This window comes from Thalassospira xianhensis MCCC 1A02616 (genome assembly GCF_003326475.1).
GTDB classification, from domain to species: Bacteria; Pseudomonadota; Alphaproteobacteria; order Rhodospirillales; family Thalassospiraceae; genus Thalassospira; species Thalassospira xianhensis.
Genome location: NZ_JPWA01000002.1, coordinates 121,788 through 144,841, shown reverse-complemented (window position 1 = coordinate 144,841; position 23,054 = coordinate 121,788). Strand labels below are relative to the sequence as shown.

The 23,054-nt window shown below is 55.7% G+C and carries 25 protein-coding genes and 1 tRNA gene; 11 read left to right on the top strand and 15 right to left on the bottom strand.

Annotation, left to right across the window (positions count from 1 at the left end):
- Nucleotides 1-7: 7 nt before the first annotated feature.
- Nucleotides 8-1,255, bottom strand: a complete 1,248-nt coding sequence (locus TH5_RS03085) for an ROK family transcriptional regulator (protein WP_114120619.1) — start codon at nt 1,253-1,255, stop codon at nt 8-10.
- A gap of 223 nt (nt 1,256-1,478) precedes the next feature.
- On the opposite strand from TH5_RS03085, the gene TH5_RS03080 reads away from it, so the two are divergent.
- From TH5_RS03080 to TH5_RS03065, 4 genes are all read left to right on the top strand, one after another.
- Nucleotides 1,479-2,507, top strand: coding sequence for a sugar ABC transporter substrate-binding protein (locus tag TH5_RS03080; protein ID WP_062960830.1), 1,029 nt, complete (start codon nt 1,479-1,481; stop codon nt 2,505-2,507).
- Between the two features lie 189 nt (nt 2,508-2,696).
- Entirely contained in the window at nt 2,697-3,779 is a 1,083-nt protein-coding gene (locus TH5_RS03075; RefSeq protein WP_114120618.1) for an ABC transporter permease, read from the top strand.
- Nucleotides 3,776-4,564, top strand: coding sequence for an ATP-binding cassette domain-containing protein (locus TH5_RS03070; RefSeq protein WP_114120617.1), 789 nt, complete (start codon nt 3,776-3,778; stop codon nt 4,562-4,564). Before TH5_RS03075 ends, TH5_RS03070 begins: the two co-directional genes overlap by 4 nt.
- 4 nt (nt 4,565-4,568) lie before the next feature.
- Entirely contained in the window at nt 4,569-5,195 is a 627-nt protein-coding gene (locus tag TH5_RS03065) for a nucleoside triphosphate hydrolase (RefSeq protein WP_114120616.1), read from the top strand.
- A gap of 21 nt (nt 5,196-5,216) precedes the next feature.
- Here TH5_RS03065 and TH5_RS03060 read toward each other — a convergent pair whose 3' ends face one another.
- Nucleotides 5,217-6,020 carry a class I SAM-dependent methyltransferase gene (locus tag TH5_RS03060; RefSeq protein ID WP_114120615.1) on the bottom strand — a complete coding sequence of 268 codons (804 nt, stop codon included), beginning with the start codon at nt 6,018-6,020 and terminating at the stop codon, nt 5,217-5,219.
- An 82-nt stretch (nt 6,021-6,102) separates the two neighbouring features.
- Nucleotides 6,103-6,972, bottom strand: a complete 870-nt coding sequence (locus TH5_RS03055; RefSeq protein ID WP_114120614.1) for a LysR family transcriptional regulator — start codon at nt 6,970-6,972, stop codon at nt 6,103-6,105.
- A gap of 123 nt (nt 6,973-7,095) precedes the next feature.
- Between TH5_RS03055 and TH5_RS03050 the strand changes: the two genes are divergently transcribed.
- On the top strand, nt 7,096-7,689 hold the full coding sequence (locus TH5_RS03050) for a cysteine hydrolase family protein (protein ID WP_114120613.1): 594 nt from the start codon (nt 7,096-7,098) through the stop codon (nt 7,687-7,689).
- Nucleotides 7,690-7,759: 70 nt separating this feature from the next.
- Here the strand turns inward: TH5_RS03050 and phbB are convergent, their stop codons facing one another.
- The 6 genes from phbB to TH5_RS03020 all read right to left on the bottom strand — a co-directional run bounded on the left by phbB (nt 7,760) and on the right by TH5_RS03020 (nt 13,220).
- Nucleotides 7,760-8,482, bottom strand: a complete 723-nt coding sequence (gene phbB / locus TH5_RS03045; RefSeq protein WP_114120612.1) for an acetoacetyl-CoA reductase — start codon at nt 8,480-8,482, stop codon at nt 7,760-7,762.
- 249 nt (nt 8,483-8,731) lie between these two features.
- Nucleotides 8,732-9,904 (bottom strand): acetyl-CoA C-acetyltransferase, encoded by a 1,173-nt coding sequence (locus TH5_RS03040; RefSeq protein WP_062960838.1) that lies wholly within the window; start codon nt 9,902-9,904, stop codon nt 8,732-8,734.
- 309 nt (nt 9,905-10,213) lie between these two features.
- Complete coding sequence (locus TH5_RS03035) at nt 10,214-10,681, bottom strand: DUF411 domain-containing protein (RefSeq protein ID WP_114120611.1); 468 nt, start codon at nt 10,679-10,681, stop codon at nt 10,214-10,216.
- 21 nt (nt 10,682-10,702) lie between these two features.
- A complete protein-coding gene (locus TH5_RS03030; protein WP_114120610.1) occupies nt 10,703-12,220 on the bottom strand; it encodes a multicopper oxidase family protein in 1,518 nt (505 codons plus the stop codon).
- Nucleotides 12,221-12,327: 107 nt separating this feature from the next.
- Nucleotides 12,328-12,711 carry a hypothetical protein gene (locus TH5_RS03025; RefSeq protein ID WP_114120609.1) on the bottom strand — a complete coding sequence of 128 codons (384 nt, stop codon included), beginning with the start codon at nt 12,709-12,711 and terminating at the stop codon, nt 12,328-12,330.
- Nucleotides 12,712-12,758: 47 nt separating this feature from the next.
- Nucleotides 12,759-13,220 carry an Lrp/AsnC family transcriptional regulator gene (locus tag TH5_RS03020; protein ID WP_114120608.1) on the bottom strand — a complete coding sequence of 154 codons (462 nt, stop codon included), beginning with the start codon at nt 13,218-13,220 and terminating at the stop codon, nt 12,759-12,761.
- Nucleotides 13,221-13,346: 126 nt separating this feature from the next.
- Here TH5_RS03020 and TH5_RS03015 point away from each other — a divergent pair, with 126 nt between their 5' ends.
- On the top strand, nt 13,347-14,357 hold the full coding sequence (locus tag TH5_RS03015) for a nucleoside recognition domain-containing protein (RefSeq protein ID WP_244204805.1): 1,011 nt from the start codon (nt 13,347-13,349) through the stop codon (nt 14,355-14,357).
- On the opposite strand, the gene TH5_RS03010 is transcribed toward TH5_RS03015, so the two are convergent.
- Together TH5_RS03010 and TH5_RS25960 are read right to left on the bottom strand one after the other, a co-directional pair.
- Entirely contained in the window at nt 14,358-15,434 is a 1,077-nt protein-coding gene (locus TH5_RS03010) for an alpha/beta fold hydrolase (RefSeq protein ID WP_244204804.1), read from the bottom strand.
- Nucleotides 15,415-16,242, bottom strand: a complete 828-nt coding sequence (locus tag TH5_RS25960; protein ID WP_244204803.1) for a hypothetical protein — start codon at nt 16,240-16,242, stop codon at nt 15,415-15,417. The genes TH5_RS03010 and TH5_RS25960 overlap by 20 nt, the downstream gene beginning before the upstream one ends.
- A 323-nt stretch (nt 16,243-16,565) precedes the next feature.
- Between TH5_RS25960 and phaR the strand changes: the two genes are divergently transcribed.
- From phaR to TH5_RS02990, 4 genes are all read left to right on the top strand, one after another.
- Complete coding sequence (gene phaR / locus TH5_RS03005) at nt 16,566-17,180, top strand: polyhydroxyalkanoate synthesis repressor PhaR (protein ID WP_007090134.1); 615 nt, start codon at nt 16,566-16,568, stop codon at nt 17,178-17,180.
- A gap of 242 nt (nt 17,181-17,422) precedes the next feature.
- Nucleotides 17,423-17,779 (top strand): hypothetical protein, encoded by a 357-nt coding sequence (locus TH5_RS03000; RefSeq protein WP_114120606.1) that lies wholly within the window; start codon nt 17,423-17,425, stop codon nt 17,777-17,779.
- 170 nt (nt 17,780-17,949) lie between these two features.
- On the top strand, nt 17,950-18,345 hold the full coding sequence (locus tag TH5_RS02995) for a helix-turn-helix domain-containing protein (RefSeq protein WP_007090137.1): 396 nt from the start codon (nt 17,950-17,952) through the stop codon (nt 18,343-18,345).
- A gap of 130 nt (nt 18,346-18,475) precedes the next feature.
- Nucleotides 18,476-19,117 carry a hypothetical protein gene (locus tag TH5_RS02990; RefSeq protein WP_114120605.1) on the top strand — a complete coding sequence of 214 codons (642 nt, stop codon included), beginning with the start codon at nt 18,476-18,478 and terminating at the stop codon, nt 19,115-19,117.
- 46 nt (nt 19,118-19,163) lie between these two features.
- Here TH5_RS02990 and proB read toward each other — a convergent pair whose 3' ends face one another.
- The 4 genes from proB to rplU form a co-directional block, all read right to left on the bottom strand.
- Complete coding sequence (gene proB / locus TH5_RS02985) at nt 19,164-20,279, bottom strand: glutamate 5-kinase (protein ID WP_114120604.1); 1,116 nt, start codon at nt 20,277-20,279, stop codon at nt 19,164-19,166.
- Nucleotides 20,276-21,313: a GTPase ObgE gene (gene obgE, locus TH5_RS02980; RefSeq protein ID WP_114120603.1), complete on the bottom strand. Its 1,038-nt coding sequence runs from the start codon at nt 21,311-21,313 to the stop codon at nt 20,276-20,278. The genes proB and obgE overlap by 4 nt, the downstream gene beginning before the upstream one ends.
- A 179-nt stretch (nt 21,314-21,492) precedes the next feature.
- Nucleotides 21,493-21,753 (bottom strand): 50S ribosomal protein L27, encoded by a 261-nt coding sequence (rpmA, locus tag TH5_RS02975; protein WP_007090141.1) that lies wholly within the window; start codon nt 21,751-21,753, stop codon nt 21,493-21,495.
- Between the two features lie 30 nt (nt 21,754-21,783).
- The gene (gene rplU, locus TH5_RS02970; protein ID WP_007090142.1) at nt 21,784-22,095 is read right to left on the bottom strand and encodes a 50S ribosomal protein L21; all 312 of its coding nucleotides are present in this window, start codon (nt 22,093-22,095) and stop codon (nt 21,784-21,786) included.
- A 361-nt stretch (nt 22,096-22,456) separates the two neighbouring features.
- Between rplU and TH5_RS02965 the strand changes: the two genes are divergently transcribed.
- A tRNA-Ser gene (locus tag TH5_RS02965) sits at nt 22,457-22,546 on the top strand.
- The last annotated feature ends 508 nt before the right edge of the window (nt 22,547-23,054 follow it).

Below are 23,054 nucleotides of genomic sequence, written 5' to 3'. Positions count from 1 at the left end.
TTCCTGATCAGGCCATCTGTTTGAACAGGACGTTCTGATCGAGAAGATATCGGGAAAACAGTGGCAGGCTGGCGGCACCGATGGCGCGGGCGGCACTGCCGACCATGCCCTGTTCGATATGCGGGGTGGCGATGCCCTGCAGGTCGAGTTTGAGCATTGCCTTGCGCGTGGCATCGACAATTCTGGCACAGACATCTTTGGGGAAGCCGCCATCGACAATGACGGCTTCGAAATCAATCACCGAGCAGACCGAGGTAATGGCAATCGCAAGGCCCCGTGCGGTATGGTCAATCCAGAGATCAAGGGTTGCGCCAAGCTGATGCCAGTAGTCGGGATCCTTCCACAACAAGGCGGGATCGCGGCCTTCGCGGGTCAGCATTTCTTCGAGCACGAAGATGGATGCCTGATCGATCAACTGGCTGGGATGGCCAGAACGCGAGGGCACAGGCATCGAGCCAAAAGCCCCGGCATTGCCGGTTTTACCGGCATAAAGTGCCTGATTGAGCACGACGCCGCCGCCAATGAAAGAACCGATAAAGAAATAGGCGAAATCGGAATAATTCGGCCCCGCCCCAAAGACCAGTTCCGCCCCGCAGGCCGCCGTTGCATCGTTCTGCTGAAAGACCGGGAATGGTACGATTTCGCCGATGGTGTCGATCAGATCGACTTCGCGCCAGGCGCTCATGTCTTCGGGTGGTGCGCCGACTTCTTCGACCCAGTTCCATAATTCGAACGGGGCGGCAATGCCGATCCCGGCGATGCGTTGGCGCTGGGCGGGGGATAGCCCGCCGGACAATTGTTCGACCGAGGTCCGGACGAATTTGCGGATGCCATCGGGAGTCGGATATTTATAGGCTTCGTTCAGGCTGGCGCGTACTGTACCGACAAAATCCATCAGGATCAGTTCGGCACTGCGTCGGCCGATTTTAAGTCCGAAGGAAAAAACACCATCCGGGTTGAGCGCCATCGGGATCGATGGTTTGCCAACCTTGCCGCGCACCGGATCACCGCGTTTAAGCAACCCATCCTTTTCAAGGGCGCGCATGATCACGGAGACGGTTTGAGCAGAAAGGCCAGAGAGGCGGGCGATATCGGCCTTTGACAATCCGATATTACGGCGGACCAGCGACAGCACCAGCCGTTCATTATAGGCGCGCACGCGCAACTGATTAGCCCCCCCGCCCGGATGAAGCGGACGCGCGGACTGGCTTTCATCCCCGATCCCGTCAGGGTTGGTCTGCAGCGAAGCTGTCATTTTTATCCTCCCACTCGGGTTCTTTATTGCCCGAATGGATAAAAGAGTGACAGGATTAATTAATAAATCAATCGGATTTATTAATTGACAGCTTCGAGCATTTGGTGTGTCGTAGGCAACAGACAGGCGCAAAAGACGCACGTAACGATGCGTTCCACCTGTCGCAAAATGAACAAATCCGGCCAAAATGGCCGAACATCAGGTTATTCCTGGGAGGAAACAGATGAAGAAGACTCTTGTTGGCGCCACCCTTGGGGCGCTTGCGCTTGGCCTTGCCGTTGCACCCAACGGAGCCAAAGCCGATGAAATCGGTGCCTGCCTTATCACCAAAACCGATATCAATCCGTTCTTCGTGAAAATGAAAGAAGGCGCACAGGCCGCGTCTGTGGCAAATGGCGTCAACCTTTCGACTTTTGCCGGTAAAATCGATGGTGACCATGAAACCCAGGTGCAGGCGATTGAATCCTGCATTGCATCGGGTGCCAAAGGGATCCTTCTGACCGCATCGGATACCAAGGCGATTGTACCGGTTGTCAAAAAGGCGCGCGATGCCGGATTGCTGGTGATTGCCCTTGATACACCGCTTGAACCGATTGACTCGGCCGATGCAACCTTTGCCACCGATAACTTCAAGGCCGGTGAGCTGATCGGCCAGTGGGCGGCAGCCAAGCTTGGCGATGAGGCCTCGGATGCGAAAATCGCGTTTCTTGACCTGACGCCAAGTGCACCATCGGTTGATGTGCTGCGCGATCAAGGCTTCATGAAAGGTTTTGGCATCGACATCAAGGACCCGAACAAGATCGGTGATGAAGATGATCCCCGCATTGTCGGCCATGACATCACCAACGGCAACGAGGAAGGCGGCCGCAAGGCGATGGAAAACCTGTTGCAGCAGGATTCCGAAATCAATGTCGTCTATACCATCAACGAACCGGCAGCAGCCGGTGCCTATGAGGCGCTGAAATCGTTTGGCATGGAAGAAGGCGTTCTGATCGTATCGGTCGATGGTGGTTGCCCGGGCGTTTTGAACGTCAAGGATGGCGTGATTGGCGCGACATCGCAGCAATATCCGCTTGATATGGCCTACAAAGGTATTGAGGCGATCAAGTCCTGGGCCGAAAGCGGTGAAAAACCGGCCAATTCCGAAGGTCTTAACTTCTATGACACCGGGGTTAACCTTGTGACCGGTGATCCGGCAGAAGGCGTTCCGTCGATTGATATCGAAGAAGGCATGAAACGCTGCTGGGGCTAGGCCCCGACGCAACGTTCCGATATTCGAGGAGGGCGGTTATAAACGCCGCCCTCTTGTCCCACAAAAAGGTTACACTTGGTCAGCCCCCTACCCGATGCAAACCGGTCATCAGAACCGGCGGGGGCATGTGATGAGCCGTTGCGCATGCCTTTTCGCAACCAATATTCACGACCAGGCCGGGAGGAAGCGATGAGCGAAACTGCTCGCACATCTCGCACAAAACAGGAATACGAACAGACGCTTGACGCCAGCGACAAGGCGGTTGCGCAGTTCGAACATAAAAACCGGAACTTTCTGGATGCCACGCAGCATTTCCTGCATGGCAATCCGACAATGGTACCGGTGATTGTCCTTGTCATTTCGATTATCATTTTTGGTGCACTGGCGGGATCGAAGTTCTTTTCGCCGTTCAACCTGTCGCTGATTGTGCAGCAGGTTTCGATCATCGGCATTCTTGCCGCGGCCCAAAGCCTTGTGATCCTGACCGCCGGGATTGATCTTTCGGTCGGCGCGATCATGGTGCTGATGTCGGTCATTATGGGGCAGCTTGCGATTACGCTTGGCGTTCCCGCACCGCTTGCGATCCTGATCGGGTTTGTCGGCGGGATTCTGGCCGGGATGCTGAACGGGTTTCTGGTCACCCGGATCAAATTGCCGCCTTTTATCGTGACGCTGGGTACGTGGAACATTTTCTTTGCGCTGAACCTTTGGCTTTCGGGCGCGCAGTCGATCCGCAGCCAGACACTCGATGAAATCGCACCGCTTTTGAAATTCTTTGGCGAAAGCATCGCGATTGGCGGGGCAAGGATCACCTATGGCTCGGTCCTGATGCTCGTCATTTTTGCCGTACTTTGGTACATCCTGAACCACACAAGCTGGGGCCGGCATGTTTATGCGATTGGCGATGACAAGGAAGCCGCCGAGCTTTCGGGCATTCGCACCAACCGCACGCTTATCATGGTTTATGGTCTGGCCGGGCTAGTATGTGGCATTGGTGCGTGGGCATCGATCGGGCGCGTTGGCTCGGTTTCGCCGCAAAGTTTTCAGGAAGCAAACCTGCAATCGATTACCGCAGTTGTGATTGGTGGCATTTCGCTGTTTGGCGGACGCGGGTCGATCATCGGCCCGCTGATCGGGGCATTGATCGTTGGCGTGTTCAATTCCGGGCTGCGGCTTGTCGGCGTTGATGTTCTTTGGCAGGTGTTTGCAATCGGCTGGCTGACGATTATCGCCGTTGCAATCGACCAGTGGATCAGAAAGGTATCGTCATGAGCACGGATAAAAAACCGGTCTTAAGCGCACGCGGTATCGTTAAACGCTATGGCCGTGTCACCGCACTGGATCAGGCGGATTTCGATCTTTATCCCGGTGAAGTCCTTGCGGTGATCGGCGATAACGGTGCAGGAAAATCATCCCTGATCAAGGCGCTTTCGGGGGCGATCACGGTTGATGAAGGCGTGATCGAGCTTGATGGCAAACCGGTGCATTTTTCATCGCCGATGGAAGCCCGCGAAGCGGGGATCGAAACGGTTTATCAGAACCTTGCGCTTTCGCCCGCCCTTTCGATTGCAGACAATATGTTCATGGGGCGCGAGCTTCGCAAACCGGGCTTTATGGGCAAGTATTTCGGCGCACTGGACCACAAGGGCATGCAACGCATCGCACGCGAAAAGCTCTCCGAGCTTGGCCTGATGACGATCCAGAACATCAATCAGGCGGTGGAAACGCTTTCGGGCGGGCAGCGCCAGGGGGTTGCGGTTGCCCGTGCGGCAGCCTTTGGATCGCGCGTCGTGATCATGGATGAACCGACCGCGGCCCTTGGCGTCAAGGAAAGCCGCCGGGTGCTGGAACTGATTGCCGATGTCAAATCGCGCGGCATGCCGATTGTGCTGATTTCGCACAATATGCCGCATGTGTTCGAGGTGGCGGATCGCATCCATGTTCATCGTTTGGGTAAACGCCTGTGTACAATCAATCCCGATGATTACAGCATGTCGGACGCGGTCGCTTTCATGACCGGTGCGAAGGAGCCACCAGAAATATCGGCGGCGGCATGATTGAATGACACCGGATATCGATACCCTGATCGCGCTGATCAGGGACAAACAGATTGGCGATCGACGCCTCCTTGTCGCGATCGCCGGGGCACCAGCCTCGGGCAAGTCAACCTTGTCCGAACGGCTTCATCACCATCTGGGGGGTGATGAGGTCGGGGCTGTTGTCGTGCCGATGGATGGGTATCATTTCGATGATGCCATCCTTTCCGCACGCGGCCTCCTCCCGCGCAAAGGAGCACCGGAAACCTTCGATACCGGCGGGTTCAAACGCACCCTTGATGCCATTCGTGCCGATGATGACGATGTTTATGTGCCGGTGTTTGACCGCCATCTGGAACTGTCACGCGGATCGGCACGATGCGTTTCACAAAGCCATCGGATCGTGCTTGTCGAAGGCAATTATCTGTTACTTAGCCGATCGCCATGGAACCAGTTGGCAAGCCTTTTCGACCTGACCCTGTTCATCGACATTCCGCTTCCGGTTCTGGAAAGGCGCCTTGTGCAACGCTGGCTTGATCACGGACATGACGAGCCATCGGCACGGCGAAAAGCATCGGATAATGACATTCCCAACGCCCATACCGTTCAAAAAAGCAGCATCCTGGCCGATGTCACGATTACCGCGGCGTGATCATCGCTCCATCAACAAGAATTACCGTTCTTTTCGTAACACCAGCGTGTAGCACATCGGGATTTGGGCTTTCCTGTCTTCATAGATATCAAATTCAGTTTCCCGATTTGAATGCGGATGCTCTTTAAGACATTCCAGCTTTAATCCGGCTGCAACAGCCGCAGACACGATTTCGCCCATCGTGTAGGAAAACCACCATGAAACAGGTCCCTGCCCGCCGTCAGATCCGTCATAGGTTATGGTATCTTCGTTTGCGTGTGGTCCACGGTCAAAATATGATTGCGACGGTGAAAACGGATCGGCAGCAGACGGGTCAAACATTTCAAGAAACGGGTGGGTTTCATAGATAACGAGCATCCCATCCCGAGCCAGCAGTGCTGATACGGCATCGAAGAAACATTTCAGGTCCGGCATCCAGTTCAGAACGCCGATGGTAATCAAACCAAGGTCAAAATCGCCCGGTGTGTCTTCCGGCAATTCGTAGATGACCGCACAGAGGAAATCACATTTCCGTCCCGATAGATGCGCCAGCTTCCGGGCTTGCGCGAGAAATGCATCGGATTGATCAATCCCAAGTACAGTTTTTGCGCCCATGGCCGACAAAGACAATACTTCGCGACCGTTATTGCAGCAAACCTGTACGACGCGTTTTCCTGCGACCCCGACACCTTCCAGCGTCTCACGCAAAGCTTCGTCGAATGTCGAGAAATCGGCCTTTGCAACCTCGGCCAAAAGTCTTTGCCAGGTTTCACCAGCTTCATGCAATGGTGCGGAGGCATCCCATGCAGCACGGTTGGCCGATGTGTATTTTTTGTGCTCGTCCATGGCCTGCCCTGCTCATATCATAAGTTGCAATACTTGAATAATCACAACCAAGGCAGCGCACTGTCAAACGAACAATGCAGGATCACACGGATTTAATTGCCGCACTGCCAATCAGCACATCAGACACCCATTCGGCGACAACCCGCACACGCGGCACGTGGCGCATGTCCTGATGGATCAGGAGCCAGATTTCGCGTCCCTCCGGATCGATATCGGGTTTGCGAGTGAGGCCCGAGATACGATCCCCCAGGCATCGTGGCAGCAGGGCAAAGGCATTGGCAGCACACGCCATCGTCGCCATGATGGATCCGCGATTGGATCGACTGATGGTGTGGCGATTGGGGAAATGGCGATTGAGCCATATCTGTTCGGGTTTGTCGGCAAACGCATCGTCAAGATCGACCCATGGTTCAGTGGTCGGGTCGTCCATCCCGGCCGGACCGTAAATACCATATTCCATCACCCCGATTTTCCGGATGTGGAATGCCCCGGTTTGCGGCCGGGCAAGACGCAGCGCGATATCGGTTTCACGTTGCGGCAGGCTTAGATTGCGGTTGCCGCCAATCAGTTCGACGCAAAGGGACGGATGGTTTGATATCAGTTCGCCCAAGCGCGGAGCAATGCAGTTTTCAAAAATCACATCCACCCCGGCAACGCGAACAACACCCGATATTTCCGGACGGGCGATCTTTTCGGAGAAACCGCCATTTGCTTCGAGCAAGGTACTGACTTCGGCCTCCATCGCCCTTGCGGTTTTCAGAAGGCTTTGCGCACGCAGTGTCGGGCTCATCTGCCCGTCCCGACGCAGCAGGACAGGAAAACCGGTCGCTTCTTCAAGGCGAGCAATACGGCGCGCAATCGTCGTCTGATTTACGCCAAGCTCACGCGCGGCGGCACTCATGGTATTTGCGCGGCAAACGACGGCGAATGTCCTCAAGGCTTCCCAATCCATGAATCATCACCCAGTTATAATTTCTGCATATACGCAGATCATATCTGCAAATTGACGGATTTAAACTGCAAACATGCAGATGCATGATCAGGCCATTCAAATGACTTTGAAAGGACAGCCACCATGAGTGCTCAATCCATTTTTGAAATTCTTGGCGTTGAACTTCCGACCGGATCGGTCCGCGACGCGGCACTGATCGTGATCGATGCCCAGGAAGAATATCGCAGTGGCAGGTTGAAGCTATCAGGGCTTGAACCTGCATTGGACAATGTGGCCCGGCTGATCGCCCATTGGCGCGTGCAGAACGGCACCTTGATCCATATCCAGCATCACGGACAGGGTCTGTTTGATCCCGAAGGTCCGTATGCCAAGATCATGGGCGAAGTCGCCCCGCGCGACGGCGAGCCGATTCTGACAAAGAATGTACCCAATGCCTTTGGCGGCACCAACTTGCGCGACCTGATTGAGCAGGCCGGTTTGAAACATGTGGTGCTGAGCGGTTTCATGACCCATGTCTGCGTTTCGACCACCGCGCGTTCCGCCAACGAACAGGGATTGCAAGTCACCATTGCCGGGGATGCGGTCACCACACGCGACCTACCCTCGACAACCGATCAAGCCGCCATCCCGGCTGCGGAATTGAACCGCGCCGAACTGGCCATTCTGGCCGATGCGTTTGCCAAGGTTGTGACGACCGAGGACATTATTCGGGCATGATCACGAATGCAAAACACCCCGCAGATTTGTTGCGGGGTGTTTTGGTTAAATTGAACGCAAGCAGATGCGGTCAGAACATATGCTGCCCGCCATTGAGCGACAGGCAGGAACCGGTGATGAAGCCGGAATTCGGGCCACACAGGAACAGGACGGCCTGTGCGATTTCCTCGGCCTCGCCCAGACGGCCGACCGGGATTTTGGCGATGATGCCTTCAAGAACCTTTTCGGGAACCGCAGCAACCATGTCGGTGTTGATGTAACCCGGCGCGATGGTATTGACCGTCACCCCCTTGCGCGCGACTTCCTGTGCCAGTGCCTTGGTAAAACCATGCACCCCGGCCTTGGCCGCGGAATAGTTGGTCTGACCAAGCTGGCCGGCCTGACCGTTGATCGACGAGATATTCACCACCCGGCCAAAACCGCGTTCGCGCATGCCCTCAAGCACCGGCTTGGTCATATAGAACAGCGAGCTCAGGTTCGTTTCGATCACCGACTGCCAATGATCGACGGACATCTTGTGCATGAAACCATCGCGCGTGATACCGGCATTATTGATCAGGAAATCGACAGGGCCGACTTCGGATTCGACTTGCCGGATGCCATCGGCACAGGCATCGGCATCCGCGACGCTCCATTTAAAGGTCGCAATGCCGGTTTCGTCGGTGAAGGCGCGCGCGGCGTCGTCATTACCCGCATAGTTTGCCGCAACAGTATAGCCCGCTTCCTTAAGCGCCAGGCTGATTGCCTTGCCAATTCCGCGTGTGCCACCGGTTACCAGTGCAGTTTTTGTCATGGTCGCCTCCCTAAACTTCAGTCATCGAATTCATGTATCGGTATCCCGTAGTTTGCCCTTCTACGACATGCGAAATTTTAGTCCACAAAACGAACTATAAACGTAACTTTATTTCCTCTCCATCATCCATGTCACGTGAAATGCGTGAACTTTGGTCGAATTTCATCTTCGCCCAACGGATAAACAAACAGGGCAGCCCCCAAAGGAGGCCGCCCTGCACATTTCATCAATTCAGATGGTTCGAAGCAATCAGCGTTCGACGCACAGCGCGACCCCCATGCCGCCACCAATGCACAATGTCGCAAGGCCCTTTTTGGCATCGCGTTTCTGCATTTCGTAAAGCAGCGTGGTAAAGACGCGTGCGCCCGATGCGCCAATCGGATGGCCAAGGGCAATCGCCCCGCCATTGACGTTGACCTTGTCGGTATCCCAGCCCATGTCGCGGTTAACCGCAATCGCCTGTGCGGCAAAGGCCTCGTTGGCTTCGATCAGATCAAGATCACCGACCGACCAGCCAGCCTTTTCAAGAGCCTTGCGCGATGCCGGGATCGGGCCGGAACCCATTACAGCCGGATCAACACCGGCAGTCGCCCAGCTTTTGATCGTCGCAAGCGGGGTCAGGCCGCGTTTGGCGGCTTCATCGGCCGACATGACGATCAGGGCGGCAGCACCGTCATTGATGCCCGATGCGTTCCCGGCGGTTACCGTGCCTTCCTTATCGAACGCCGGGCGGAGTTTTGCCATACCTTCGATGGATGCACCGTGGCGCGGATATTCATCGGCGTCGAAGATTACATCGCCCTTGCGCGAGGAAAGGGTGACAGGGGCGATTTCATCATTGAAGCGACCGGATTTCTGGGCAGCTTCTGCCTTGTTCTGCGATGCGGTCGCGAAGGCATCCTGATCTTCGCGGGTGATCTGCCATTTATTGGCGATGTTTTCCGCGGTATTGCCCATGTGATAGCCGTTGAAGGCACACCACAGGCCATCCTTGATCATGCTGTCGATGAATTTGACATCGCCCATCTTGTGACCGGCACGCAGATTGGCAACATGCGGCGACATGGACATGTTTTCCTGACCACCGGCAACCACGATTTTGGCATCACCAGCCATGATCTGCTGGGCGGCAAGGGCAACGGTGCGAAGGCCAGAACCACAAACCTGGTTGATCACAAAGGCAGTTGCGCTATCGGGGATGCCGGCGGCGATGGCCGCCTGACGTGCCGGGTTCTGCCCGGCCCCGCCGGTCAGGACCTGACCGAAAATAACCTCGTTTACGGCATCCGCCTCGACACCGGAACGTTCCAGAGCCGCCTTGATGGCAACAGCGCCAAGCTCGTGTGCTGGGGTATTGGCCAGCGAACCGCTAAAAGCGCCGATCGGTGTGCGTGCTGCACCCACAATTACGACGTCTGTCATGAAACCCTCCGATTATATCTTGAATACGTTTTTCCCCGGACCCTGACGATCCTGCTGATCGGACCTGCAATCCGACTACGATCTTATCGCGACGCAACAAAAAGCCAAGCATTGATACACACCACTTTCGGACAGTCACCATCAGCTATTCCGACCATGATCAAATGCGGGTATATTCGATGCTGTTGCTTATCCTTTGTGTAAGAGTGTGTGCTTATTGCCGCAAGTTCGCAAGGGCATGGCAGTAATTGTGATAATTTGAAAAGGCCGGGCACGCCATAACGCCCCGGCCCTGTATCGACTAGCCTGTTATCTCAGCTCATAGATTTCGACTTTGCCGTCCGTGAGACTGAAAATTTCGAACGGGGCTTCCTTGATCCCGCCCATACCAGGCGAGCCCATTGGCATTCCCGGCAAGGTGATTGCAGAAATCGCCGGACGTTCTTCAAGCATCCTTAAAATGGTTTCTACCGGCACATGACCGCTGACGGCATAGCCATCAATCATGGTCAGGTGACATCCCTGTAGGTCTTCGGGAATGCCAGCCATTAGCGCCAGCGAAGCTACATTTTCGTCTTCGGTGATTGTAACGTCAAACCCGTGCTGACGCAGATAATCGCCATGCATTGTGCAGCAACCGCAATTCGGGTTTTTGATGATTCTGGCTTCGATACCCGCCGCATTGGCCGCAAATGACGGCAGGATAACAGTCGCCGCGACGGCAAAGGCAACCGCACGGAGGGTACGGGCGATCTGGCTTTTCATGGTTTTAAGCATCCTGATTATCCTCAAAGGGAGTCAAAGAACACGGATGATGCCGGACATGCCGCCGACCCTGTGTTCGAGAATGTGACAATGGATCAGCCAGTCACCGGGATTATCGGCGACAAAGGCAATCTCGACCCGTTCGCCCGGCTTGATCAGAACGGTATCAAGCCACGGCTGATGATTGACGGGTGCATCGTTGCGGGCAAGCAAACGGAAAGCATGACCATGCAAATGGATCGGATGAAGCCATGCCGTTGCATTCATCAGCGTCAAACGGCAGCTTTGCCCGCGTTCAAGTGTGACAAGCGGCCCGTCCCCGTCGCGGTCGGGATCACGCCCGTTAACGGCCCAGACATTGCCGGAACCAGACATCGAACGCATCATGTTGCCCATGCCCGCCATGTCCTCTATCCCCATCCGATTCAGCATTTCCGGTGTGATATGGCCCGATTGCGTCATCTGCTGCAGGACCATGCCGCCCATCATTCCGCCGCTATAGACGAGATCATGCCTTGTTGACTGATCCAGATCAGGTTCCGGCACAGGATTGGGTTTTAACGCCATATCCCAGTCAGGCACCCCGTCACGTACGGCTTCGCCGGAAACAGCGAGACTGGCGATCCTGTTTTCCATACCGTCATAGAAGCGATCCATCACGGCAAACGACGTTTTGCCTTTCACCGGGATATCGATCACCAGATCAAATCGCATGCCCGGTCCCAGCAAAAGCAGCGGCGCGTCATCGCGATGCGGCGTGACCGGATGTCCGTCCATGGCAATCACCGTCGGGGCAAGTTCATCAAAGTCGAGCGCAAAGATACGCCCATTCGCCGCATTCAACAGGCGTAGACGGATACGCTCGCCCGGTCTTACGACCAACTCCCCGGGTGGCAGACCATTGACCGTCACCACATTGCCGATCCGCCCGGCATGACTGACATCATGCATGGCATTGAAACCGCTATCGATCATGGCAGCATCGTCAAGCCGCCAGTCATCAAGTATCCAGACCAGTTCACGATCCACACGCAACGGGTCGGTTTCCTCGACGATCAGGGGACCGTAAAGGCCCCGGCCGAGCTGTTCGGTCGTGTTTGCGTGCGGGTGATACCAGTAGGTTCCCGCATCGGGCAGATCAAAAACATAATCAAAACTGCCCCCCGGTTTGACCGCATCCTGCGTCACACCGGGCACACCATCCATGGCATTGGGAATGCGAAGCCCGTGCCAGTGAATGGTTGTTTCCTGTGGCAGGGTATTTTCAAGCCGGGCACGCAGACGCTGCCCCTGCCGGATGCGAATTTCCGGGCCGGGAACCGTGCCGTTATAGGCCCAGACATCGGTCTGAATGGCCGGGTTCGAAACAAGGCTAGCGCGCGACGCACCGGGACGCAAAAGCATATCGACGATATCGGGTGCAGGCGTTTCGCCCGCACGGGCAATAGAGGACCAAAGAGGCAGACCGCCTGTTGCGGCGGCCCCGATGACCGTCGCCCCGCCCAGCAGGAAACCCCGCCGACCGGAACAAAAGGAAGATTTGAAAGTCATCCGACAATCTTTCCTGAGTTGGTTTATTGACTGCCGACCTGCCCGGATATCGGGCATGGCACGACAACACAACATCCCTAGCGGCCCGTCAGGACCCCAAGGGGAAATCAGGAAAAATATCTGGGAGGCGACGGGTCGGGCACATGCGACAGGCCGGTTGCCCGATCAATAGCCGGTAAAATCATCCGGGAGCCAGATGGCATCACCATATTTTCAAACCCGGCAACGTCGGGCATGACAACGATTGCGCACAGGAAATGACAGGACGCGACCGCCGTCGTCATATCCGTACAATCATCGCAGCGAATGGCATCGCGCATCTGGGTATCGTGCATCTCGGCATCGTGCAGGGGGGCGCTATTGTTCAAGACGACATAAACGCTGCGATAGGTGCCGGAACCCTCCCCCACCATATCGCCCACACGCAAGACCGCGCTGCTGGCAAATACCAGCAGCGACAGGGTCATCACGATGCGCAAAATGTTTTTCATGGTGATCAAGCTGTAGCCGTCTGATCTCCGCACGTCCATGACTTTGATCAAAGCGCGATGGTTACTTCGTCCTTCAGGACTTCGGTTACGATATAGGTACGATACCAGACAATATTATCGTCCGCGTCAAAAAGGGTTTCGCAAAGGGCGGTATATTCCGCCATGTCACGCATATGCAAAACCAGAACGCCGGTGACTTCGCCGGTTACCAGATAGCATTGCCGAACCGCATCAAGGGTACGGACTTTTTTGATGAAGTCCTGCCGATAGCGGTTTCCGTGGCGATGGAATTCCAGATTGATCACCGCGGTCAAAGGCCGCCCGACCAGATCCGGGTCAATCACGGCGACAGTTTTGCGAATGACTCCAGACTCGCGCAGTTTGGCGACACGGCGCAAACAGGCCGAGGGTGACAGGCCAACATGATCGGCGAGAGTTGCATTCGCGATATCCGCGTTTTCCTGCAATATCCGAAGGATTTTGGTATCGATACGGTCAAGGTCGGCCAATATATGCAACTCCGAAGCGCCAAGTGATAAAACTACGCCGTATTATTGCACAAAAGCACGTGATTTCGCCGCGCAATAATATGGTGGTTATGCGAGGATGCGCATCGTTAAACGAATGCCCCACATATGACCCGCGTACCACCCAAGCAGCCCGGAACCTCGCGCCCCATGCATCGCTATTTCCTGAATTTGCTAAACCGCAGCCAGCGTTTGTTCATCACCCTGATCAAGGTCATGTTGCCGGTGATGATCGTTGTGCGCATCGCCGATGAGTTCGGCATGGTCGCCTTTGCATCCGACATGCTGTCCCCCGTCATGAGCCTGATCGGGTTGCCGCCCGAGGCTGGCCTGATCTGGGCGACCTGTGCGCTGGTCAGCATGTATGGTGCGGTCGGGGCGTTTATCGGGTTATCGGCCCATCTGGATATGACCGCCGCACAGCTTAGCGCCCTTTGCGCGATGATGCTGTTTGCCCATGGGCTTCCGGTCGAACAGGCGATTGTCAAACGCGCCGGGGCCAGCCTGATCGCGACCACGGCCCTTCGGCTTGGCACAGCCGTGTTCTACGCCGCACTGGTGACCTGGATCAGCAACACCACCGGATGGCTTTCCGAACCGGTTGATTTTTCATGGATGGCCGGGGGTGAAACAGTTGTGGCTGCCACCGGCCTTGAAGGCTGGATCGACTGGACCATTCAGACCATCAAATCGCTTGTCGTTAGCTTTGCCGTGATTGTCGGCTTGCTGGTGCTGCTTGATATCCTTGAAAAAACCGGCATTACCGACCGCATCACGCGCGGCATGATGCCGATCCTGAGGGTTTCGGGTCTGTCACGCGAGGTTGCCCCCGTCACGACCATCGGCGTTTTACTGGGCCTGACTTATGGCGGGGCACTGATCATTGACGAGGCACGCAAAAAGAACTTCCCGCCGCGCACCCTTTTCCTGTCGCTAAGCTGGCTGTCGCTATCGCATTCCCTGATCGAGGATACGGCGATCATGCTGGCCCTTGGTGCGGATATCTGGGTCGTTCTGGTCGGGCGGGTGATCCTGACATTGCTGATCATTGCCGCCCTTGCGCGCCTGACGCTGCGCTGGCAAACCGCCCCCGTGGCCGCGACCGAAACCGGTTCCTGATTACTTCGTTTCCGCCAGCCAATCGAGCATAGGCACCCAGGTTGATTTTTCCGCGCGCGAGCCGACCATCATGCCGATATGACCCGCAGATGGATGCAGTTCTGTGCGCACATCTTCGGGCAGAGATGCGAAAAGGGCCTGCGCACTTTCAGGTGGGACGATCCGGTCATTTTCCGGGATGACGGCAAGTGTCGGGCAGCTGATATCGGCCGGGTTGATATCAATGCCGTCGATCTGCCATTCACCCTTGGCCGGTTTGTTTTCGACATACCAGCCAATCAGGCAATCAATCGCCACCCGGCGGGTCAGTGGCACACCGTCATTAAGCCAGTCTTCAAGAGCGACAAAATCATCGGCCTTGGCCGAATTGGCAGGGATGGAGGCAAAGCGGCGGAACTTTTCGCCGATCATGAACGGATCGAGGCTTGCAAACAGGCTTTGCAGCACATCGACCGGCAGGCTGTCATGGATCGACAGCATATGGGGCAAGGACGGCGCGAAGGCCGCTGCAATGCGCCCCTGTGTCGGGCCAGCCGCCATGAAATCCCAAGGTGTCGCCAGCAGCACCAGACGCGATACCTGCGCCGGGTCAAGCAGGGTCGCGGCCAGTGCCAGCACGCCCCCCATGCAATAACCGATCATTGGCACCGGCCCGCCATTCATATCGGCGATGTCCTGAAGGGCGGTGACCAGACGACCGGCGATATAATCATCAAGGCCGTAATTGGCTTCTTCTTCGCCGGGATAGCCCCAATCGACCAGAAGCGGGCGGTATCCTGCCTTGGCCAGAAAACGGGCAAAGCTGCGTTTTTTGTTCAGATCAAGGATATAGCCGCGGTTCACCAGCGACGGCACCAGCACGACAATGCCAAGCGGGCTTTTGGGTTTAGCCTCGCTGACCGCACCGTAGTCACGGATGCGCGTTGCACCGTCTTCCCAGATTACGGGCGCATCATCGGCACCACGCTTATAGGCATGTTTCTGATAGGCACGCACACCATCATGAAAGGCCGACTGGCTGGCAAAGGCGACACGATCGAGAGCCTGGGCGATATCGTCAGGATGATGGTTTTCCATCTCGCTCAGGAGCTTTTTTGCCTGTTCCTGCAGTTCCGGCCTCCAGGGCAGAAATTGTTTCCTGAAGATCGGCAATGCGGCGCGCGAGCTCAACCAGCTCGTCATCTCGACCGCCAGATGCATCGCCAGCGGCCTTGGCCCGGCGCGACGATTGCTTGCCCTTTTCGGCGGGTTTGTCTGCTGTCGGTTTTGCGCGCTCATTTTTTCCCTGCCCCGTTTCATTGCTTTGGCCTGTCTTGTTCGTCTTGCCTGCGGCGGCCTGGGCCGTATCGGCATCTTTGGCGGCTGTATCCGGATGGGCCTTTCCATCCGCGCTGGCTGCGCCCGTCATTCCGGCCATCGTCGCCATATTCGGCGGGAAAGGCCCACCGGGTGGAAAACCGGACGTTGCCATTTTTGACATCTGATTGAACATAGCGGCCATGGGGTTGGCTGCCGGATCCATCGGCGTGCCCTTCATCATTTCCGGGATCATTTCGGGCATCATGCCCGCCGCCATACCGGGAAAACCGCCCGGAACAGTACCGGGAAAGGCACCGGGTTTCTGCCCCGTTGCCAGTTGCCCGATCAGCTTGCCCCATGCCTCGAACCCCTCGCCGATGCGCGAAGTATCGGCCCCAAGGGAGGCATAAAGCCGACCGATGGCGCTTGCTGCGTCGGCACCATCGGCCGTTGCGGCAACCTGTTCGCGCCAAAGATCCATAAACTGCCGGGCCAGATGATCAAGGCGATCATCAAGTTCATCATCGAGGTTGTCATTAGGCAGATCGTCGGGATCCTGATCCTTTTTCGCCCCTGTGTCGGACAATGTTGCTTCCCCCGGTTCTGGTTCGGATCACGCAGATGACATGCGCCTTGTCGCTGGCAAACACTATAGGCGGTTCGGGCGTGTGCGAAAACGAAATCCATTGCTGCGCGGCAACAACAGGCACCGGAGGTTGTTTTTCGCAGCGCACATCGCGTTGAACACTGGACACATTGGAATTTACACGGCACTCTTATGCACGCTTGAGCAGGCGCAAAATTCAAAATGCTGCGCAACATTCAAATTTGTGCAAACGCAAACAAGGTATTTCATACCGCACTGCCCAAGCCAAACGTCCGGGAAACAGGGAAGCAGGGAATAACGTCATGACCACGAAAAAATCAGATGATCAGGATCGCGTCGTTATCAAGAAATACGCGAACCGCCGCCTTTATAACACTGCGACCAGTTCGTATGTGACGCTCGACCACCTGTCGCAGATGGTCAAGGACAATACCGATTTCGTCGTTTATGACGCCAAGACCGGCGAGGATATCACCCGTCCGGTCCTGACACAGATTATTGTCGAGGAAGAGAACAAGGGGCAGAACCTGCTGCCGATCAGCTTCCTGCGCCAATTGATCGGATTCTATGGCGACAGCCTTCAGGGTCTGGTGCCAAGCTATCTGGAACAGGCGATGCGTTCGTTTGCGCATAATCAGGAACAGATGCGCGAATATATGCAGGGCACGATGCAGGGCATTTTCCCGTTCGGCCAGTTCGAGGAAATGAACAAGCAGAACATGGCGCTGTTTGAACAGACCATGAAGATGTTTTCGCCCTTCCTTCAGGAAGAGGCAGACAAGGCCAATGCGAGTGCCGAGGCAGCCAAAAACGGCAAACCGGCAAAAAATGACGCATCCCTTGATGATCTGAAAAGTCAGCTTGAAGCCATGCAGGCGCAGCTCAACAGTCTGGTCAACAATAAGGCTAGCAAGTAAACGGCCCCAAACCCGTTCATTTCAAAGCATCACGCAGAAAGCTCCGGATTTTCCGGGGCTTTTTTGTTTTTGCCCGCATGTGTCGCGGCATCATTCCTGCATAAATTTTTCATTAACCATTTTTAACCGCCCGGCACCTGTCGCAGGCGGCAATTTTTGCCGGGTTTACGCCCCTTTGAACGGAGTCCCTTGCATAAGGCCAGTTAAATACCCCGGTTGAACGCACAAAACCGCAAAATGACATGACAGCGATAACGCCGATCCCCTTGCACCCGGCCCGCAGGCCCGACGCTGCGAGTAGTGGAACAGACGGCCCTGCCGGGATCGGGATGGATGTCACTGCACTGGTTTCGCCTGTACGGGAAATCGCGCAGAACGGTGGCGCATGGCTTGAGCCCCATGATCCTGGGGGCAGTGCAGCATTTTGGGCGCAGCTTTTGGGGCAGCTCCTACCTCAGGAAAACCTTTTGCAACCTGCGGTCATTCAGGAATTGCATGCCAGCTATGCACGTCATTCCACACCTTACGGCTCAGAAAGCCATGTCTTTTTTTCGCCTAACGCACTAGACAACGACAGGCGAATTGACCTATATAGCTAGCTTCTGGCGGATCGCTGAGACCTCTATCTGACCAAAGTTCAGATATTTCTTGCAAGCAGACGGCCTTCAAACCGGGTCAACTTGCTTGTGATAAATAGGCGAAATTAACAAGCCTGACAGCGTCCCGAGTGGGAATCAATAACTGGCGGTTGATAACGGAAAAATATGCAATGACTGAGATTGTATCAAACGAAGAACCGAAACGCGCTAATCGCGCAACAGATACGGACCGTTATGTCGGTCAGCGTATTCGCGAACGTCGCATCATGCTGGGTCTGTCCCAGCAGCAGATGGCCGATCTGATCGGTGTTACCTACCAGCAGGCTCACAAATACGAGCGCGGCATCAACCGCATTTCTGCCGGTCGCCTTTACGAAATCTCCCAGGTCCTGGGCGTTCCTGTCAGCTACTTCTATGAAGGTCTCGACGGCAACCAGGAAACCGAACTTAATGCGCGTCAGCGCATGTGCCTTGAACTGGCGCGCAACTTTGCGAGCATCAAGCACGAAAAACACCAGGAAGCGCTGAGCCAGATGGCACGCGCACTGGCCGATCAGGCTGCCTAAGCCTGATCACTGCGATCTTCAGCATTGCTGCAAAAATCAGGCTGCCTTCTATGGCAGCCTTTTTTGTGGCTGATCACAGGCACGATTTTTGTGATAGCGTCGCGGCAAGACCAAGACAGGGGCAAACCGCATGACGGGCGATATCACGCAATCCGGCCTGATCAATCTGATCGACCAGCAACGCAGCAAACTTGGCTATCTGTCGATATCGGCCCTTATGGCCATGACAAAGGCTGGGAATGTCATCCTTGATCCGTTTTCAACCCTGATCAGCATCCATGCCGCTATCGGGCGCGACAATATTTTCTATCCTGCCGTCCGGCTTGATGCGGCATCCCCTGCGATCCTTGAAATTGGCAGCCGAAACACTTTTTACGGCAACACGGTGATTGATGCCCAAACAGGGCCGATCACGATCGGCAATGGCAATCTATTTGGCGAGGGTTGCGTTCATGTTTCCACCAACCAGCCCGGTGCAGCGATCATTATCGGCTCAGACGGCCGTTATCACGGATCCGTCCAGATTTCCGGCTTATCCGCTCTGGGTGATGGCAGCCAGATCCTTGGTAATATCATCGTCCGCGATGTGCAGCTTGGTGCCGGCGGATCATTTCGCCACCCGATTGCCGATGAACGTGGTGCGGTTTTAAAGGGGGTTGGACAGGGAAGCGGGATTATCCTTGAAACGGGTCAGGTGATTGCTGGAAACGGGACCCTCACCCCGGAAAATGTCCGCATGCAGTCTTTCTATCATCCGGATGCAAAAAAATAGGGGCAGCCGATGGCTACCCCTTTGTCGCAAATCCTGTAAGCGAACTCTATTGATCGGCAATCACCAGATCATCGGAATGAATGACCGCGTTACCGCGGCTATACCCCAATGCGGTTTCGATTTCCTGCGAGGAATGACCTTTGATCATGCGGGTTTCCTCGGCCGAATAGGACGTGATGCCGCGCCCGATTTCACCACCATCGGCGTCAAGAATGCGTACCGCGTCACCATGCTTGAAGCTGCCTTCGACATTGGCAATCCCGGCCGCCAGCAGATTTTTACCCGCCCGCAATGCCTTTGCCGCACCGCCATCAACGATGATGGCCCCGCGTGCCGAAAGCGACGTCGCGATCCAGTGGCGGCGTGCAGCAAGCGGGCTTTCGCTTGGCAGAAACAGGGTATGCGGCCCGCCTTCAAGCTGAGCTTTCAGCGGATGATAAATGGTGCCACGTGCGATCATCATGCGGCATCCGGCCTTCATCGCAATTTCGGCCGCCTGCAACTTGGTCACCATACCGCCGGAGCTGTACATCGTCGGGGCGGCACCGGCCATGTCCATGATTTCAGGTGTCAGTTCACGCACGACCGGGATCAGGGTGGCATCCGGGTTCTTGCGCGGATCGGCGGTATACAGGCCATCAATATCCGACAGCAGTACCAGCGTATCGGCCGAAATCATGTGGGCAACCTTGGCACCAAGGCGATCATTATCACCAAAGCGGATTTCTTCGGTCGCAACCGTATCGTTTTCATTGATCAGCGGCACCGCACCGCGTGCAAGAAGTGCATTCAGCGTCCCGCGTGCGTTAAGATAACGGCGACGGCTTTCCATATCCTCAAGCGTCACCAGAACCTGCGCCATGATCAGGCCGTTACGGCCCAATGCTTCCTGCCAGACCTGCGACAGGCTGATCTGGCCGGTGGCAGCGGCGGCCTGCTTATCGGCCAGACTGATGGTCCGATGATCAAGCCCCAGCAAACGCCGCCCCATGGCGATCGCGCCACTTGAAACCACAATGACCTCGACCCCGCGTTCGCGCAGAAGGGCGACGTCATCGGCAAGGGCCTCGAGCCAGGCACGGCGAAGCTTGCCGGTATTTTCATCGACCAGAAGGGCCGATCCGACCTTGATGATCAGGCGTTTTGCATCTGCAAGGCTCACGGTTGGAAGCCCTCGTCTTCGCGGCCCTCCATCGCGCGGCGTTCGCGTTCACCGGTGATGTGGCGACGCAATTCGCGATGGACTTCCTTGACCCCCTGCTGGGTGGCCCCCGATACGATGAACACCTTTTTGCAGATCCCCTTTTCAAGGATTTCGCGCTGTTCCTCGACCATTTCCGGCAGAAGCTGATCGGCCTTCGACAGGGCGACGACTTCGGGTTTGTCGATCAGGATATCGGCATAACCTTCGAGCTCCTCGCGCACCGTGCGGTAGGTTCCGACCGGGTCTTCGTCCGCGCAATCGATCAGATGCAGCAGGACTTCGCAGCGTTCGATATGCCCCAGGAACCGGGTCCCGATGCCCTTGCCCTCGGATGCACCTTCGATCAGGCCCGGAATATCGGCCAGAACGAATTCATGATCATCGATTTCAACCACGCCCAGCTGCGGATGCAGGGTGGTGAAGGGATAATCGGCGATTTTCGGACGTGCGCTGGATGACGCGGCAAGAAAGGTGGACTTGCCCGCATTGGGCAGACCAACCAGACCAGCATCGGCAATCAGTTTAAGGCGCAGCCAGACCGACATTTCCTCGTTCGGCCAGCCTTCTTCGGCGCGGCGCGGGGCCTGGTTGGTCGAGGATTTGAAATGGGTGTTGCCCCGACCGCCGTCACCGCCCCGGCACAGGACAAAGGTCTGACCCGGTTCAAGCATATCGACAATCAGGGTTTCCCGGTCTTCCTCAAGGATCTGGGTTCCGACCGGGACCTTGATCGTGATCGAGTTGCCCGAACGACCGGTCCGGTTGCGGCCCATGCCATGCATGCCGATTTCGGCCTTGAAATGCTGCTGATAACGGAAATCGATCAGGGTGTTCAGGTTTTCGACCGCCTCGACAATCACGTCACCACCTCGCCCGCCATCTCCGCCATCGGGCCCGCCATATTCGATGAATTTTTCGCGCCGGAAGCTGACCGCACCGGCACCGCCGCGGCCACTGCGTACGTGGATTTTTGCTTCGTCGAGAAACTTCATAACCGGTCCTTTGGGCGATGCCCGTCAATCATTCCGCCCGGCCGGATCGCGATTTCGAAACAGATCGCCTCGCATCGACGGCACGGGAAATTTTCATATAACACATAAAACAAGGGAGGAATGATTGCTCATTCCTCCCTCGAAATCTTTGCTACGGATGAGCGCAGCCGACGGGAGGCTTACGCCTCGGCCGGAACGACACATACATAGGTACGACCCTTGAAGCCCGACTTGAACTGGACGTTGCCGCCAGCCGTCGCAAACAGGGTGTGGTCTTTGGCCAGGCCAACATTGTCGCCTGCATGGAACTTGGTGCCACGCTGACGAACGAGAATGTTACCTGCAACAACCGTCTGGCCGCCGAATTTCTTGACGCCGAGGCGCCGACCTTCGGAGTCGCGACCGTTACGGGAGCTACCACCAGCTTTCTTATGAGCCATGAAACTCTCCTAAAACTGCATCCCGGCCGATTAGGCCGTGATGTCCGTGATGCGCAGAACAGTCAGGTTCTGGCGATGACCATTTTTACGACGGTAGTTGTGCCGGCGCTTTTTCTTGAAAACGATCACCTTGTCGCCCTTGGTCTGTTCGAGAACTTCTGCATTCACAAAAGCCCCTTTGACCAACGGAGCACCAACCTTCGGCGCACCGTCGCCAGCAACCATGAGAACTTCTTCAAGTTTCACGGTGTCACCGGCCTGGGCAGCGATCTTTTCGACTTTGATAACGTCGTTGGCAGCAACTTTATACTGTTTGCCGCCAGTTTTGATGATTGCATACATCGATATAGTTCCTGAAAAATCATTCTGGAAACGCACACGCGCGCTTCGGTGTCGCTGCTAACTGAAACCGAACCGCTGCGAGAGACGGGTGAAATACCTTTTTCGCCCGCCAGAGTCAACCGCAAAGCGCACCGTTTCCGGGCTTTGGCCATGGTAGGGACGCATGGCAGAGGTTTGGCGCAGACCGGAACGGCAACAGGGCGCATCCCAAATTGGCAAAGCTTGATCGCGTCCCTCGCAAACCAGGGCCGCCGACGGAACCGGGAACATTGATAAAAGAGTTCGTGGAAAATACGTTTTCCCTCTTGCATTCTGGCTTAAGGATCGTTAAACAGCGCCTCGAACGCCAGACCACACATGCGGAGAGGTGCCGGAGTGGTCGAACGGGGCGGTCTCGAAAACCGTTGTACTAGCAATAGTACCGTGGGTTCGAATCCCACCCTCTCCGCCATTTCCTATGGCAATTGTTTTCCTTATAAATCACTGTCAACTTTTCTGAGTTGTGACACAATAAGGGTCATAGTTGTACGTATCCCTACTCGCCTCTATAATCGCTTGGATACATACTATTATCGTCGCCGTGCGCCACTTTCTATTGACTTCGTGTAACCAATATGGAGGCAGCAAGGGAGCTATACCTTGGGGTTGAATACATTCTTGCCAGTACATTTTTAGAAATGAATGACAATGAAACCAGAGAACAGGGAGGGAAAGCAGCCCCTGACATTACTAAGTCACATCATGAGCCAGCAAAGACCGCCCTTGAGGATACCGGAATGCATACTAAACAGACCTAGGAGGGCGAAGATAAACATATACAACCATGAATAAAATATCGAGAACTGGACGAAAGCTCTGCCTCTTGAACGGGAAATTTTGGAAGAAAACGAACAGCAGACGAATAACCACTCTCACCAAGCAGCAGGAACACTTCCAAACAAAAAAGGCGAAGCGAAAGT